At 60.0% G+C, this 13,728-nt stretch carries 14 protein-coding genes; 4 read left to right on the top strand and 10 right to left on the bottom strand.

The window, feature by feature from the left end; genetic code table 11:
• Positions 1-6 precede the first annotated feature (6 nt).
• The 3 genes from F8N43_RS02240 to F8N43_RS02230 form a co-directional block, all read right to left on the bottom strand.
• On the bottom strand, positions 7-1,056 hold the full coding sequence (locus tag F8N43_RS02240; protein ID WP_150653124.1) for an NAD(P)H-dependent flavin oxidoreductase: 1,050 nt from the start codon (positions 1,054-1,056) through the stop codon (positions 7-9).
• Positions 1,057-1,119: 63 nt separating this feature from the next.
• Positions 1,120-1,509 carry a tautomerase family protein gene (locus F8N43_RS02235; RefSeq protein WP_150631978.1) on the bottom strand — a complete coding sequence of 130 codons (390 nt, stop codon included), beginning with the start codon at positions 1,507-1,509 and terminating at the stop codon, positions 1,120-1,122.
• 123 nt (positions 1,510-1,632) lie between these two features.
• Positions 1,633-3,150 (bottom strand): CoA-acylating methylmalonate-semialdehyde dehydrogenase, encoded by a 1,518-nt coding sequence (locus tag F8N43_RS02230; RefSeq protein ID WP_150631977.1) that lies wholly within the window; start codon positions 3,148-3,150, stop codon positions 1,633-1,635.
• Positions 3,151-3,680: 530 nt separating this feature from the next.
• Here F8N43_RS02230 and F8N43_RS02225 point away from each other — a divergent pair.
• Positions 3,681-4,040: a DUF6124 family protein gene (locus tag F8N43_RS02225; RefSeq protein WP_150631976.1), complete on the top strand. Its 360-nt coding sequence runs from the start codon at positions 3,681-3,683 to the stop codon at positions 4,038-4,040.
• Between the two features lie 69 nt (positions 4,041-4,109).
• Here the strand turns inward: F8N43_RS02225 and F8N43_RS02220 are convergent, their stop codons facing one another.
• Positions 4,110-4,784: an MOSC domain-containing protein gene (locus F8N43_RS02220; protein ID WP_150653123.1), complete on the bottom strand. Its 675-nt coding sequence runs from the start codon at positions 4,782-4,784 to the stop codon at positions 4,110-4,112.
• Between the two features lie 114 nt (positions 4,785-4,898).
• Between F8N43_RS02220 and F8N43_RS02215 the strand changes: the two genes are divergently transcribed.
• A complete protein-coding gene (locus F8N43_RS02215; protein ID WP_150638641.1) occupies positions 4,899-5,786 on the top strand; it encodes a LysR family transcriptional regulator in 888 nt (295 codons plus the stop codon).
• A gap of 87 nt (positions 5,787-5,873) precedes the next feature.
• On the opposite strand, the gene F8N43_RS02210 is transcribed toward F8N43_RS02215, so the two are convergent.
• From F8N43_RS02210 to F8N43_RS02195, 4 genes are all read right to left on the bottom strand, one after another.
• Positions 5,874-6,893, bottom strand: a complete 1,020-nt coding sequence (locus tag F8N43_RS02210) for an NAD(P)H-dependent flavin oxidoreductase (protein WP_150638643.1) — start codon at positions 6,891-6,893, stop codon at positions 5,874-5,876.
• A 3-nt stretch (positions 6,894-6,896) separates the two neighbouring features.
• Positions 6,897-7,451, bottom strand: coding sequence for a cytochrome b (locus F8N43_RS02205; RefSeq protein ID WP_150653122.1), 555 nt, complete (start codon positions 7,449-7,451; stop codon positions 6,897-6,899).
• A gap of 82 nt (positions 7,452-7,533) precedes the next feature.
• Positions 7,534-9,207 (bottom strand): cation acetate symporter, encoded by a 1,674-nt coding sequence (locus F8N43_RS02200; protein ID WP_150631971.1) that lies wholly within the window; start codon positions 9,205-9,207, stop codon positions 7,534-7,536.
• A complete protein-coding gene (locus F8N43_RS02195) occupies positions 9,204-9,518 on the bottom strand; it encodes a DUF485 domain-containing protein (protein WP_150631970.1) in 315 nt (104 codons plus the stop codon). Before F8N43_RS02195 ends, F8N43_RS02200 begins: the two co-directional genes overlap by 4 nt.
• Positions 9,519-9,789: 271 nt before the next feature.
• Here F8N43_RS02195 and F8N43_RS02190 point away from each other — a divergent pair, with 271 nt between their 5' ends.
• A complete protein-coding gene (locus F8N43_RS02190) occupies positions 9,790-10,701 on the top strand; it encodes a LysR family transcriptional regulator (RefSeq protein WP_150653121.1) in 912 nt (303 codons plus the stop codon).
• On the opposite strand, the gene F8N43_RS02185 is transcribed toward F8N43_RS02190, so the two are convergent.
• Both F8N43_RS02185 and F8N43_RS02180 read right to left on the bottom strand, forming a co-directional pair.
• Entirely contained in the window at positions 10,618-11,865 is a 1,248-nt protein-coding gene (locus F8N43_RS02185) for an MFS transporter (RefSeq protein WP_150653120.1), read from the bottom strand. The genes F8N43_RS02190 and F8N43_RS02185 overlap by 84 nt on opposite strands.
• 4 nt (positions 11,866-11,869) lie before the next feature.
• Positions 11,870-13,096, bottom strand: coding sequence for a YbfB/YjiJ family MFS transporter (locus F8N43_RS02180; protein WP_224787778.1), 1,227 nt, complete (start codon positions 13,094-13,096; stop codon positions 11,870-11,872).
• Positions 13,097-13,377: 281 nt separating this feature from the next.
• Here F8N43_RS02180 and F8N43_RS02175 point away from each other — a divergent pair, with 281 nt between their 5' ends.
• Positions 13,378-13,692 carry an NIPSNAP family protein gene (locus tag F8N43_RS02175; RefSeq protein WP_150631967.1) on the top strand — a complete coding sequence of 105 codons (315 nt, stop codon included), beginning with the start codon at positions 13,378-13,380 and terminating at the stop codon, positions 13,690-13,692.
• Positions 13,693-13,728: the final 36 nt, after the last annotated feature.

The following is a 13,728-nucleotide window of genomic DNA, read 5'->3' as shown; positions in this document are numbered from 1 at the left end:
TCTGACTCAGTCGTTCATTTCCGCAGCGAGCAGATTCACCAGCGCAGCGGCCGGCATCTCACGAACCAGGGGCGCACCCTGCCCCGCCCATTGCACGGCAAACTCCGTGTTGGCCTTGGCGCTGGCCACGGCGTTGAGCGCTTTGTTGGCGTCATAGGCGCGCGGATAATCTGGCAGGGCCGTTCCAGCCGCCTCGAGGTCGGTGAAGTTGCGATTGACCATGCCCCGGGCAGGACGCCCGGAAATGACGCTGGTGACCTGGGTCTGGTGGGCTCGCGGCCCTTTCAAGGCCTCGCGATAGGCGTTGTTGGCGGAGGATTCCGGGCAGAGGATAAACGCCGTTCCCAACTGTGCGGCACTGGCGCCCAGCTGCATGGCCGCCTTGATCCCCGCGCCGTCCATGATGCCGCCCGCCGCGATCACCGGCAGTCGGCAAGTCGCCGCCAGTACACGCACCAACGCCAACGTCCCCATCTGCGAATCCTGCTGCGGATCGAATACCCCGCGATGCCCCCCGGCTTCGTAACCTTGAGCGACCAGCGCATGCACGCCGGCGTGTTCCGCGCTTTGCGCCTCGGCGAGGTTGGTCACGGAGCACAACAGGATGATGCCGGCGGCCTTGAGCGCATCGATTGCCGGTTGCGGCGGCAGCCCGAAATGAAAGCTGACCACCGCCGGACGTTCTTCCAGCAGCATCTGCAGCATGTCCGGGTCTTCGACGAACGAGGTATAAATCTCACGCAGCGCTGTTGGTGCAGCCGCCCCGAACTCCGCAAAAAACGGCGCCAGAAATGTCAGCCACTGCGTCTCGCGAGCGCTGTCGTGGACAGCAGGCTGGTGGCAAAAAACATTCACATTGAACGGTTTGTCCGTCAACGCGGCCGTCTCGCGAATCATGTTCCGCGCCTGCTCGACGTTGCTCGCCCCGATGCCAATCGCGCCGAGGCCGCCGGCGTTGGACACCGCTGCCGCCAGTCGGGGCGTGGAAATACCTGCCATCGGCGATTGAAGGACGGGCAGTCGAATGTTCAATAGGGACAGCAGCGGAGTGGACATGGCAGCACCTGAAAGAGAATTGCACGGAGGTAAAAACGGACCCCTAGGCCCACACGGCGAAGCCTAAAGTTCACCGGTCATAAATTGCGCCTTTCCACGGCCGAAGGACCAGTCCGCATCGGCGTTCTCCACCAGCGAAACAATCAGGTCATCGGGCGACAGGCCACACGCGGCTTGCAGCTTCTCGGCCAGCAAGCGGTAGAACACGGTTTTCTGCACCTCTGAACGCGGTCGCGAAATCACCGTCAGCAACACCACGTTGGTCGTGCGTGTGTAACCCAATCCCGTGTCGTGCAGCACCAACTCCCCCGGACGATGTTGCGTAACGCATTGGTAGCGGTCACTGTCGGGCACTTCAAAGGCCTCGACCATCGCTTGATGGGTCACGTCCAGAAGGGTCCTGAGCTGTTCGTCATTGCGCCCCTGGATGATGTCGAACTTGAGCAACGGCATAGTGGTTCACCTGTGCGGAAAAAACCGGGAGCGAGGTGTTCGCTCCCCCTGGGAAAAAGGATGCCGTGCCAGCCCGTGCCAACACGTCATCTACCCCCAAACCTGTGGAGCAGAAAGCCGTGTTTACTTGGAGGTCGGCATGGCAAATTCCGCGCCCTTGGCGATGCTGTTCGGCCAGCGCTGCATGATCGACTTCTGCTTGGTGTAGAAACGCACGCCCTCTTCGCCATAGGCGTGTGTGTCACCGAACAGCGAGCGCTTCCAGCCACCAAAACCGTGCCATGCCATCGGCACCGGAATCGGCACGTTGATGCCCACCATCCCCACCTGAATGCGGCTGGCGAATTCACGGGCGATGTGACCGTCGCGGGTATAGCAAGCGGTGCCGTTGCCGAACTCATGCGAGTTGACCAGATCGACCGCCTCGGCAAAGTCCTTGACGCGCATGCACGCCAATACCGGACCGAAAATTTCCTCTTGGTAGATTTTCATCTCGGGGGTGACATGGTCGAACACCGTGCCGCCGAGCCAGAACCCGTCGGCGCAATTTGCGCCCGCCTGAACGCCGTCAAAACCACGACCGTCGACCAGCAGCTCGGCGCCTTCCTCAATACCTTGTTCGATGTAGCCAGTGATGCGTTGCAACGCAACTTGCGACACGATCGGGCCCATCTCGGCGGCCAGGTTCATGCCTTCGAGGACTTTGAGCGTGCGGGTGCGTTCCACCAGTTTCGGCATCACCTTGTCGGCGACGTCACCGACAAACACCGCCACCGAGATCGCCATGCAGCGCTCGCCAGCAGAACCGAACGCCGCGCCGATCAGCGCGTCGACCACCTGGTCGATGTCGGCGTCGGGCATCACCACCATATGATTCTTTGCGCCGCCCAGGGCTTGGACACGCTTGCCGTGGCGGGCACCGGTCTCGTAGATGTAATTGGCAATCGGCGTCGATCCGACAAAGCTCACGGCTTTGACGTCCGGATGATCGATCAGCGCGTCCACCGCTTCTTTATCACCCTGCACCACGTTAAACACGCCATCCGGCAACCCCGCTTCCTTGAACAATTCGGCGATCAGCAACGACGGCGACGGGTCGATGGGGCTCGGCTTGAGCACGAAGGTGTTGCCGCAGGCGATGGCCACCGGGAACATCCACATCGGCACCATCACCGGGAAGTTGAACGGCGTAATGCCCGCCACTACGCCCAGCGGCTGGCGCATGGTCCAGTTGTCGATGTTGGTGGAAACCTGCTCGGTGTAGTCACCCTTGAGCAGTTGCGGGATGCCGCAGGCGAACTCGACGACCTCGATGCCGCGCGTCACTTCGCCTTGGGCATCGGTGAAAACTTTGCCGTGCTCGGCGGTGATCATTCGCGCCAGTGTGTCGCGGTGTTCATTGAGCAACGCCAGGAACTTGAACAGGATGCGGGCGCGACGCAGCGGCGGCAGCGCCGACCAGGCGGGAAACGCGGCCGCCGCCGATTTCACTGCCGCGTCGACTTCAGCGGCATTGGCGAGCGCCACTTTGCCGATGACGGAACCGATGGCAGGGTTGGTGACGTTCTGCGCGCGACCTGAAGTACCGTGCGTCACGCGGCCGTGAATGTAGTGTGCGATGTCTACTGGCTGGTTGCTCATGGCGGGTGTCCCCTGGTGGTGGATAAGAGCCATCTCTTGTTGTTGTCGGGAGAGCGTCAGGCGGCCGATGGCGCGCCTGCCAGAGTCAAAGTAGGCCAGGCAAAGGATCATGTAAAATGATGATTAATGATCTTATGGATCATAAATGGTGAAGGTGTTTGAGGTATTAAACAGCGCGGGTGAATGCTTGTTTAAGCGCGCTCGTGGTTACGTGATGAAAGCTACAAAACCTTGCGTCGTTGCCTACGGGTACGCCAGAATCCGCCGGCTTGTGCGCTTTGGGGGTGCCCGGTAACTTGATTCGTGCCACTGCTCATCAGTGGTCGGGTTTAGTCGCCCGGGGGTGATTCAAAGCGTATTTGCATCCAGACAATCAGGTCATTTCATGCCTGAACTTCATGGTAGCTGTACGCAGGGCGCCTTCGGGTGCGCCGGTTTTGAGTCTCCCCCGGTCGACTAACCTGCGTACAGCTGCCACCCCTTGTTTAGTCGCAAGTCGGTGACGGCTCCACGTTTTTGGAGACAGAACCATGATCAAACCCTCACCCAATCCGCCAGACACCGATCCAGCCTCCCCGTACGAACCCGACTCAAACAAACTCAACGAGGCCGCCGAGCGTGCCCTCGACTACCACTTCCCGTCGACTGCCGACATCAAAGCCACGCCGCGCACACCCAGCACCCTGTTTACCGTGGACCCAGCGCTCACGACCGAAACCCTGATGGTTTATCTGGTCGAGACGCTGGCCTCGGTGGATGTGATGGTCCATCACTTGGTGGACCTTCTCGACGGCGGGTCGCGTAACGCGCTGCTGGGCATTTCCAACAGCATCATGCTGGCGGAAATAACAGCGAACCGGGTGCTGGATCAGATTGATCCGCGTGAGTAAACACCGCTAAGCAGAGCTTGTGTGGCGAGGGGGCTTGCTCCCTCTCCACACGTGCACATGCGTGTACAGCTATTGGCCCTGAACCGCTTTTTGCAGCCACTTCGCCCGTTCCGACAGGCGCCGCTTCCAGTCTTCGGCCAATCCACGGCTTGCCGCCAACGCCAGCAGATCGTCGATCACCGGGCGGTGAGAAAGCTGCACCTGCCAGAATTCATCGATGGAAAAGCGCTCTGTCTGCCTGTCCAGCAGCTCGATCCTGTCGCCCGCTTCGATGCAGCCCGGTTGAAGCACCCGGTAATACCAACCGGTGATTCGCTCTTTGGCGACATGCATCGACATGTGTTCGGCGTCGAAACGATGATTGATTTTCCAGCACGGGCTGCGCGGCTGAGACACCTGCAACACTGCACTGCCCATCAGGAATACATCGCCGATGTGCACGTTGCGCTCCGAGAGTTCGAGCGCGGAAATGTTCTCCCCCAGGCTGCCCGGAAGCAGCTCATGGGCGCAGTGCGCAAAGGCCTGCGCCAGACGCAGATAGTTTTCTGCCGCATAGTGATGAACCGCCTTTTCCGGACCGCCGTGAACCCTGGTGTCGCCGTGCTGGTCACCGACAATCCCGTGCAGCTCGACGCGAACGGGGCTCGAACGTCGCTGTTTGAAGATGCCCGTACGCTGCCCTTCGGGTTTCAATATCCCCAGGCCGCCGGCGAAGACGTGATCAATTTTCGAAGTCAATGTCATGGGTCCGATCGCACGTGTTAGCGGGTTTCGGCCACTTTACTAACCGGCGACAAAGGCCGTAAAGTGATCGTTAAATATGTCCATAATCACTTTTTATGATGGATGGTGACGATCATGGAAATGCGCCAACTGAAAATTTTCTGCGCGGTTGCCGAGCTTGGCAGTTTTACCGCAGCCGCCGTCAACGTGAATACGGTGCAGTCCAACGTCACCATGCGGGTGAAGGAGCTTGAAGCCGAACTGAATCGGGAGCTGTTCATCCGCAAGAAATCCGGGGTGGTGCTGACGTCGGCGGGCGAGACCTTCCTCGGTTATGCGCGGCGCATCCTGCAACTGACAGAAGAGAGTCGCAGCGCCTTGACGGACACCGGTGTTCCGACCGGACTGCTGCGGCTGGGCTCAATGGAAACCACCGCCGCCATTCGCTTGCCACAGGTGCTGACGAAGTACCGCGAGCAATACCCCGAGGTGCAACTGTCGCTGCTGACCGGGACGACCGTCGAGCTGATCAAGGCGATTGAAGCCCATCGACTCGACGGCGCGTTCGTCGGCGGATTTCACCAGAACTCGACCTTGGCGCAGGAAGAGGTTTTTCAAGAGGAACTGGTGCTGGTCAGTAGCAGCCAGTTCGAGACACTGGCTGCGCTCATCGAGAAGATCCCCCAGCAAACCGTGCTGGTCTTCCGCACCGGATGTTTCTATCGCTCTACCCTGGAAAACTGGTTCTACCAGGTCGGGCTGGTGCCCAACCAGATCATGGAACTGGGCACCCTCGACGGCATCCTGTCATGCGTCGCAGCGGGCATGGGCGTGACCTTGTTGCCCAAGGCCATCGCAGAGAATTGCAGCGTGCGGCATGCGATTCGCTGCCACACGCTACCGGCCGAATTCGCCAACGTTTCGACCGTGTTCATCCGCCGAAACGATTCGATGATCACCTCGGCCATGAGCGCGTTCATCCGCCTGGCGCAGAATCAGATTGCCCGGCCGGCAGCCTTGTAAACCATTGCGGCCGGCGCCGCGCACCCACGCAAAACGGCTCGGTCAATCACCCCGAGCCGTTGCTTTCTTCACGCGATCAATCAACGTTCACTGCCAGCCAAGCGGCCTTCTCTGCTCCAGCAAAAAGCTGCCAGCGGCGGCATAAGCGTCGCCGCGTTCAAACAGGCTTGTGGTCATCGGCAGTCCTGTCACCAGTTCCGCCACACGCTCTGCCGCAGGGACGACACTGTGGATTTTGCCAACCCCCTGCCCCGCGTACAGCGACAGCTTCTTGGCCATGCGTGGTTTGTCGATTGCGCGGGCGCCACCGCCGATAAAGCGCAGCAGGTTCCACTTGTCGCGATTGGGAATCACCCGGTGCGGCGTGCCATAAGTCCAACCGAACGAATACCCGGTCCGGTACTCGGTGTCATCCGTCGTCGCCTCGACAATCTTTTGCTTGTAGAGCGGGTGCGCATTCGACTCGTCGGTGGCAATAAACGCCGTGCCCACCACCACCCCTGACGCGCCCAGCGACATCAGCGCGCGGACATCGTCGCCGTTGGTGATGCCACCGGCCGCCAGAACCGGTCGTCCCTCGGCAATGGACAGGATCGACGTCAGCAACGGCATGATGCCGATGGTGCCTCGATTCAAATGACCGCCACTTTCGCTGCCTTGCGCCACGATGATGTCAGCGCCTTGCGCGATGGCGATTTTCGCCAGTTCCACCGAGCCTGTTTGCACCATGACCACCAGCCCCGCGTCCTTCGCCCGGGGAATCATGTCGGCGGAATAGGCCTCGGCGTAAAACAAGGAAAGCAGCCGCGGCTTTTCTTTGAGGACCACCTGGAATTGCGCTTCAAACACGTCAGGGCCGCCGAACTGCGGAACAAGGTTTACACCAAAGGGTTGGTCGGTCAGCGCTCGGGTTTCCTGGATCCATCGGCGTAAGGTCAATGGCGGCAAGCGCAACCCACCCACCACGCCCAGCCCCCCGGCGTTGGCGACTGCCGCCACGAGTGGCGGGCCGGAAATCGCCGCCATCCCGCCGAGGAAAATCGGGTATTTCACGCCGCACAGTTGAGTGATGGCGTTACCCGCAAAATCGAATCTGGCTTCGTTCATGACTCACAGCTCCACATGTTTTCCAAGCATCCGCTTGAGCGTGTTGTTCTTCAGGAGAAAGTGATTCTTGAGCGCACCGAAGACATGCAAGGCCAGGCCGGCCAGGAACGCCCACGCTCCGATATCGAAGAGCACATCGACGACCTGCTTCAGTGCGGCATTGGTGGGCAAGAGCGCCGGAATCGAAAAACCTCCGGGCAGCCCCACTCCCTCGCCGGCTGCCGAGCGTGAGGCCCACACCGCGACCGGCAGCAGCACCATCGCCAGGGCGAGCGCTGCCGCCACGGAACGGCTGATGATCACTTCAATGGGGTTGGGCGTGCCCACCGGCAGCGGGTGGTAAGAGGTGATCCGGGCCCAGAACCGATAGATCGATACGAGAAACAGGATCAGCCCCATCAGGTTTTGCAGGTGTTCCAACGACGTCCGCCCGGCCTCACTGGACGCCTGGCCGATCACTACTTGCAAGCAGAGGATTGCGAGCAGCGACAACGCCACGACCCAGTGCAGCACGATCGTAATGGGTGAAAACCTTAAGCCATTGTCTCGAAGTTGCATGGCTGACTCCTTTTGCAAAAAGCGCACATCAGGGTGGGGAAGTGACGGGCACACCTTCATCGCGATGACGGTGTGCCGCGTCTTAGTGGCTGACCGCTTGCGATGCGCCAAGGCCCGTTCGGGCGCGAATGAGCTGATCATCGAAACGCTCGCGTTCAAGCTCTGCGCTGCGACTGCGGTCGGTGACCGAGCCAAGCCAGGTAAACAGGAACGCCACGTTCATCGAGATGATTGCCGGATAGTCGAAGGGGAAGATCGCGTCGGTATTGCCCAGCACTTTGACCCACACCGCCGGCGAGAGAATCACCAGGCTGACCGAGCTCACCAGCCCCGCGATGCCACCGATCAACGCCCCCCGCGTGGTCAGCCCTTTCCAGTACATCGAAAGCACGAGGATCGGAAAGTTGACCGAGGCTGCCACGCCAAAGGTCAGCGCGACCAAGAAGGCGATGTTCTGATCCTTGAACAAAATGCCCAGCACCACCGCAACGATGCCGATGCCGACCGAGGCGATCTTCGACACACGCCGTTCGTCTTTCGCATCTGCGCGGTTTTTGCGGAAGACCCGAACATAGAGGTCATGTGAAATCGCCGAGGTCCCCGCCATGGTGAGCCCGGAAACCACGGCCAGGATCGTGGCAAACGCGACGGCCGAAATGAAGCCCAACAGCAGGTCGCCGCCGACGGCTTTTGCCAGATGCATCACCGGCATGTTCCCGCCGCCGATGAGCTTTCCACCGACAATGCCGGACTCATAGAAGGCCGGGTCTTGCCCGACGATCACGATGGCTGCCAAGCCCAACACCGCAACGATCAGGTAGAAGAAGCCGATGAAGCCCGTCGCGACGAATACCGATTTACGCGCTTGCTTGGCGTCCGGCACGGTAAAAAAGCGCATGAGGATATGGGGCAATCCTGCGGTACCGAAGACCAGGCCCAGTGACAGCGAGATCAGCGCCAAGGGGTCGGCCACCAGTTTGCTGGGCAGCAGGATCCGCTCGCCATCGTGATGTGCGGCAACCGCTTTCTCGAACAGCAGCTCGAAAGAAAAACCGAACTTGCTCAACGCCAACACAGCCAGCAATGTTCCGCCCACCAGCAGCAATCCTGCCTTGATGATCTGCACCCACGTGGTGGCGACCATCCCGCCAAACGTGACGTAGATCGCCATCAACAGACCGACAGCGATCACCGCGTAGTTGTAGGGAAGACCGAACAGCAGCTGAATCAACTGCCCTGCCCCGACCATCTGCACCACCAGATAAAAGCAGACCACGGTCAACGAACCGAACGCGGTCATGGTGCGAATCCGGTTTTGATCGAGCCGGAACGACGCGATGTCCGAGATGGTGATGCGCCCCAGATTGCGAATGCGCTCGGCAAACAGGAACAACAGCAACGGCCAGGCGACAAAGAAGCTGATCGAGTAGAGCACCCCATCGAAGCCGTTGAAGAAAATCATGCTGGTGACGCCCAGTAAGGCCGCCGCCGACATGTAGTCCCCCGCCAGCGCCAAACCGTTCTGGAAACCGGTGATGCCGCCGCCGGCGTTGTAGAAATCGTCCATCGATTTGGTCTTGGAAGCGGCCCAATAAGTGATGCCCAGGGTCGTCAGCACGAAGACCAGAAACATCGCGATAGCCGTGATGTTCAGCGGCTGTTTTTCTACCGCCTGCAAGACGTCGGCAGCCGAGGCGCACGTGGTGACCGCGCCCAGCAGAGCAGGAGCAATGAGGTAGCGAAGAATGGGTTTCATACGATGGCCCCCTCGCGAATTTCTGCGGTGAGGTCATCGAACTCGCCATTGGCGCGCACGATGTACAGGCCGGTAAACAACCAGGCCCCGACGATGAAGGCGACGCCCAGCGGCCAACCGATATTGATGATGCTGGTCGCGGAGAGTTTCTGGGCTAGAACGTGGGGCGCGAACGCCGCGACGAGGATGAACGTGAAGTACGGGACAAGGGTGGCGGCAGTAAGACAAGCGACGAATCTTCGCTGCCGTGATACCAAATCCTGGTACCGGGGATGGTTGCGAATTCTGGCTGACTCGGATGCATGATTCACGTTGACTCCGTGTTGCAGTGGACAGTTATTGTTGTTCCACAGCCTCAAATTCGAAGACTCGATTTGCCACTGGCTGCGGTGTATTTGCACCTTCAACCTATGCCCGGCTTAAGATCATGTAAAACGATCATTAATGATGCGTATGATCTTTTTTGATGAATTCATTCGTCCCCAATGTCGACCGTTGCTTGCCTTTGCCGCGCGTGAAACCTAATCTCTTGAACGCAGATGACTTGCGGTTAGTTATTGGTTTTCGAGATAGGTGAATTCGATGGATGTCACGGATCTGAAGGTGGTCGATGCGGTCGCGCGCCACGGCAGCATGAACAAGGCTGCGAGTGAGCTGAATACCGTGCAGTCCAATGTTTCCGCGAGGATTCGATCGCTGGAAGACGAGCTTGGGGTGGCGCTGTTTCAACGCAGCGCCAGAGGCGTTCAGGTCACGCCGGCAGGGCGGCGGATTTTGCCCTTCGCCGCCCGACTGTCCAGGCTATTGTCCGATGCGTCCTGCGCTGCGCGCGACGATGGGCATCCAAAAGGTGTGTTTGAGATCGGTACGCTCGAGACGACACTGGCACTGCGTCTTCCACGGCTGATCGCCAAGTTTGCCAAGGCTTACCCTGAGGTTCGCCCGGTGATTCGCACCGGCACCACGTGCAGCCTGATTCAGGGCGTCATCGACTGTAAGCTCGAAGGGGCGTTTGTCGTGGGCCCGGTCAATCATCCGGAATTGCTCAGTGAACAAGCCTTCCGCGAAGAGCTCGTGCTGGTCACGTCCTGCGCCATTGACACGCTGGACGCGCTCGCCACCGTCGATAATCTGAAGACGGTGGTCTTTCGCATCGGCTGCTCCTACCGCCAGCGCCTCGATTCCCTGCTGGCCAACCTGGGCATCCTGGCGCCTGAGCCCCTTGAGTTTGGCTCGATCGAGGCGATCATTGCCTGTGTGTCCGCCGGCGTCGGGGTCACGCTGTTGCCCAAGGGCGTTGTGGCGAGCGCGTTGCGCGAAGGGTTGGTCAACGCGCATGAGCTCGCGCCAGAAATCGCCGACGTAGAGACGGTGTTTGTCAGGCGCCTTGATGGCTATTTTTCCAGCGCGTTATCCACCTTTCTGGACAGCGTTCGTCTGGATGGCGTCACCCAGGTAGCGATGCTTCACCCAGCTGTTCATTCCAGCGCATAACACCAGCAACGCCGCCGTCACCAGGAACACATGATGTAAACCGAGATGGGCACCAATCTGGCCGCCAATCAATGGACCGATCACCTGCCCGGAGAACTGCGCCGATTGCAGGTAACCGAGGATTTTGCCGGTGTTGTGCTCTTCGACCGAATGCCGGATCAGCTTGGCAATCGCCGGCAGGAGCCCGGCAATGGTCATGCCCATGACGCCGCGCAATACCGCCAGTTGCCACCATTGCGTGACGAACGCTTGGGGCACCATGACCACGGCGGTCAACAACAGACAACCGACAATCACGCGCCAGCCTCCAACCCGGTCGGCCAATGCCCCCAGTCTGGCGGCCGTCAGGATGCTGCCCAACGCGGAACAGGCCATGACCACGCCGGCAATCCGCGCCTGATGATCAACCGGCACACCGAGGTCGCCGATGTAAACGGTGATGATCGGCTCGATCGACATATTGGCGAGCAGCACCATCATCGCGGTCATGAGCAGTGCAGCGATGACCGGCCATTTCGAACCGGCACCCTCAGGCCGGTTTTTCCGGTCGCGTTGTCTGGCGTCCGATGCCCGGTCGAAATCCTCACGAACGAACAGGAGGGTGGTCAGGGCGGCGACCGCAATCATTCCTCCCCCGACGAAAAAGGTGCCGCGAATACCGACAAACTCCGGTAAAAACCCACCGACCAGCGGCCCGATCAGGTTGCCGGACAAGGCCCCCGTGGACAAAACGCCGAGTGCCCACCCCGCTCTTTCACGCGGGACCTGCGACCCGATCATGACGATGGACGCCGAGGCGTAACCCCCGATGAGGCCGGCGAGCAGGCGCAGTGCAACCAGGTCGGTAACGTTCCGCGCCAGCCCGATCAACGACATGACAATGGCCATCCCGATGGCCGCTCTGACCAGCATGGGTTTTCGGCCATAACGGTCGGCCAGGCGTCCCCACAACGGCGCGGTAATCGCCGTGCCGAAAAAAGTCGCGCCGAATGCCACGGCCGACCATTGCACCACGTCCGCCTGCGACGTCACGCCCAGTTGTTGAACGTACAGCGGTAAAAAGGGCAACAACATGCTCAGGCTGACCAGTGTGGTGAACGAGCCGAACACACAAACGGTCAGGTTCCGCCGCCAATACATCACGTTTCGATCGGAGTAATTCACGTTGTCAAAGGCTCCGGGAATCGCTGGAATTTTTTGCACCCGCCGCCACGTCAATCACGAACGCAAGCAGCATGGCCGCAGTCCCCATCATGAATAGCAAGCTGTAGTTGCCGTCGCTGTAGGAGAACAGGAACGACAAGCCATAGGCGGCGACCGCTTGAAACAAGGCAAATCCCACTGTGGCTGTTTGCCAGGCCGGACGCTGTTGGGCGGGATGGTGGGCGAGAATTTCATGGAGTCGACCCAATACCAGCGGCACGGTCCCGGTCACAAACGCCCCGACGATGACGCTGGATGCCATCAACCAGCCGGCGTCGAGCCCAAGGACGGGGACAATCACCGCGAATGCCTCGACGATGAACGACAGCCGTAACGCGCGCCCGAAACCGATCCGGTCCGCCAGTGCACCGGCCAACAGTGGTCCGACAGTCGCGCCGATGCCGAAAAGAACCCAGTACTGCGCCCCCACCTGAAGACCTTCGCCCCTGCCCCGGGCAACGAAATCAACCAGGAAAATCATGTGCGGTACCCAACCGGCAGCGTTGAGGGCGTATTCAACGTACAACGCCTTGAGCGTTCCGCTGCGTGCCGGGCGCGGGTGGTGGGTGGTTTCGGTGGCTGGCGCCTGCTCCTTCGGCCAGCCCCGCCAGGCAAGGGCGGTGAGCAGCAGGGAGATCACACCAAGGCCGAGCCACGTTTCGCCAAGACCCTGTTGCAGCAACAGCGGCACCAGCGTTCCGGACAGGGCAATGCCAACACCCACACCCATGAAAATCACCCCGGCAACCAAACCGCGCCGGGACGGCGGCACATGGGCCAAAACCGTTGGAGCGGCCAACACCATCAGCGCGCCACCGGCGGTTCCGGAGAGGAATCGCCACGCGAAGAACCACGCGAACGACACGGGATAGGCGCACGCGAAAAACGCCACACTGGCCAGCAGCATCATGGCTCTGAGCATGAATGTCGTTGAGGTTTTAGCCGCCAGGGAACGGCCGAAAATAGCGCCGCCCAGATACCCGGCAAGGTTGGCGGCGCCCAGGTAAGCGGCCTTGGACGGATCAAACCAGTGGGCGCCAATAATCGCCGGAAGCAGCGGCGTATAAGCGAACCGCGCAAGGCCGATGCCCACCAGGCTCGCAGCAAAGCCTGCCACCGTTGCCCAGCCTGCGCTGGCCGGGTGCATCGCGGGCTGCGCATTGGCGATCGTTGTGTTCAACCTGTTCATCATCCGCCCTTCTCTATTTCAGATAGGGCAAACACTACGCGCGCGGGAAGTATCTCAAGAAGCGAATTAATCTGATCAGGGTTATCTCTAATTGAGATACCAGGCACCACGGCCAATCGGGATATCAACCGGGGCCTTGATCCTCGACGAACAACTTCGCGTCGCAGATAATGCACGACCGATGCCCCTGGCAGCTTGCCCACCGGGTAACTTATCTCGTGTGCAGCAAATCGAGTCTGACGACGCCCCTGTCATTTGACCTTGCATCAAGGAGATGCGATTACATGATCACGTGCTATCTGAAATACGTGCTGGACCCGTACCAGATCCCCGCATTCGAACACTATGCAAAGTTGTGGATTCCATTGGTGGAAAAATTCGGCGGCCAGCACCACGGCTATTTCCTGCCATCCGAGGGTGCCAATAACATTGCGTTGGCGATGTTCACCTTTGCGAGCTTTGCCGAGTACGAGCGCTATCGGCAGGACTCCATGAACGATCCGGACTGCCTCGCGGCGTTCAAGTACGCCGAAGAGAAAAAATTCATCCTCAGCTACGAGCGAAGTTTCTTCCGCCCGGTGTTCGGGGATCAGGTATAGACCCGTCAGGAAAGTCTTTGCAGACGTTCCCTCATG

Source organism: Pseudomonas fluorescens, from assembly GCF_902498065.1.
Lineage (GTDB): Bacteria > Pseudomonadota > Gammaproteobacteria > Pseudomonadales > Pseudomonadaceae > Aquipseudomonas > Aquipseudomonas fluorescens_BJ.
Note: the sequence above shows the minus strand (reverse complement) of the source record. Positions and strands in the feature narration are given on the sequence as shown.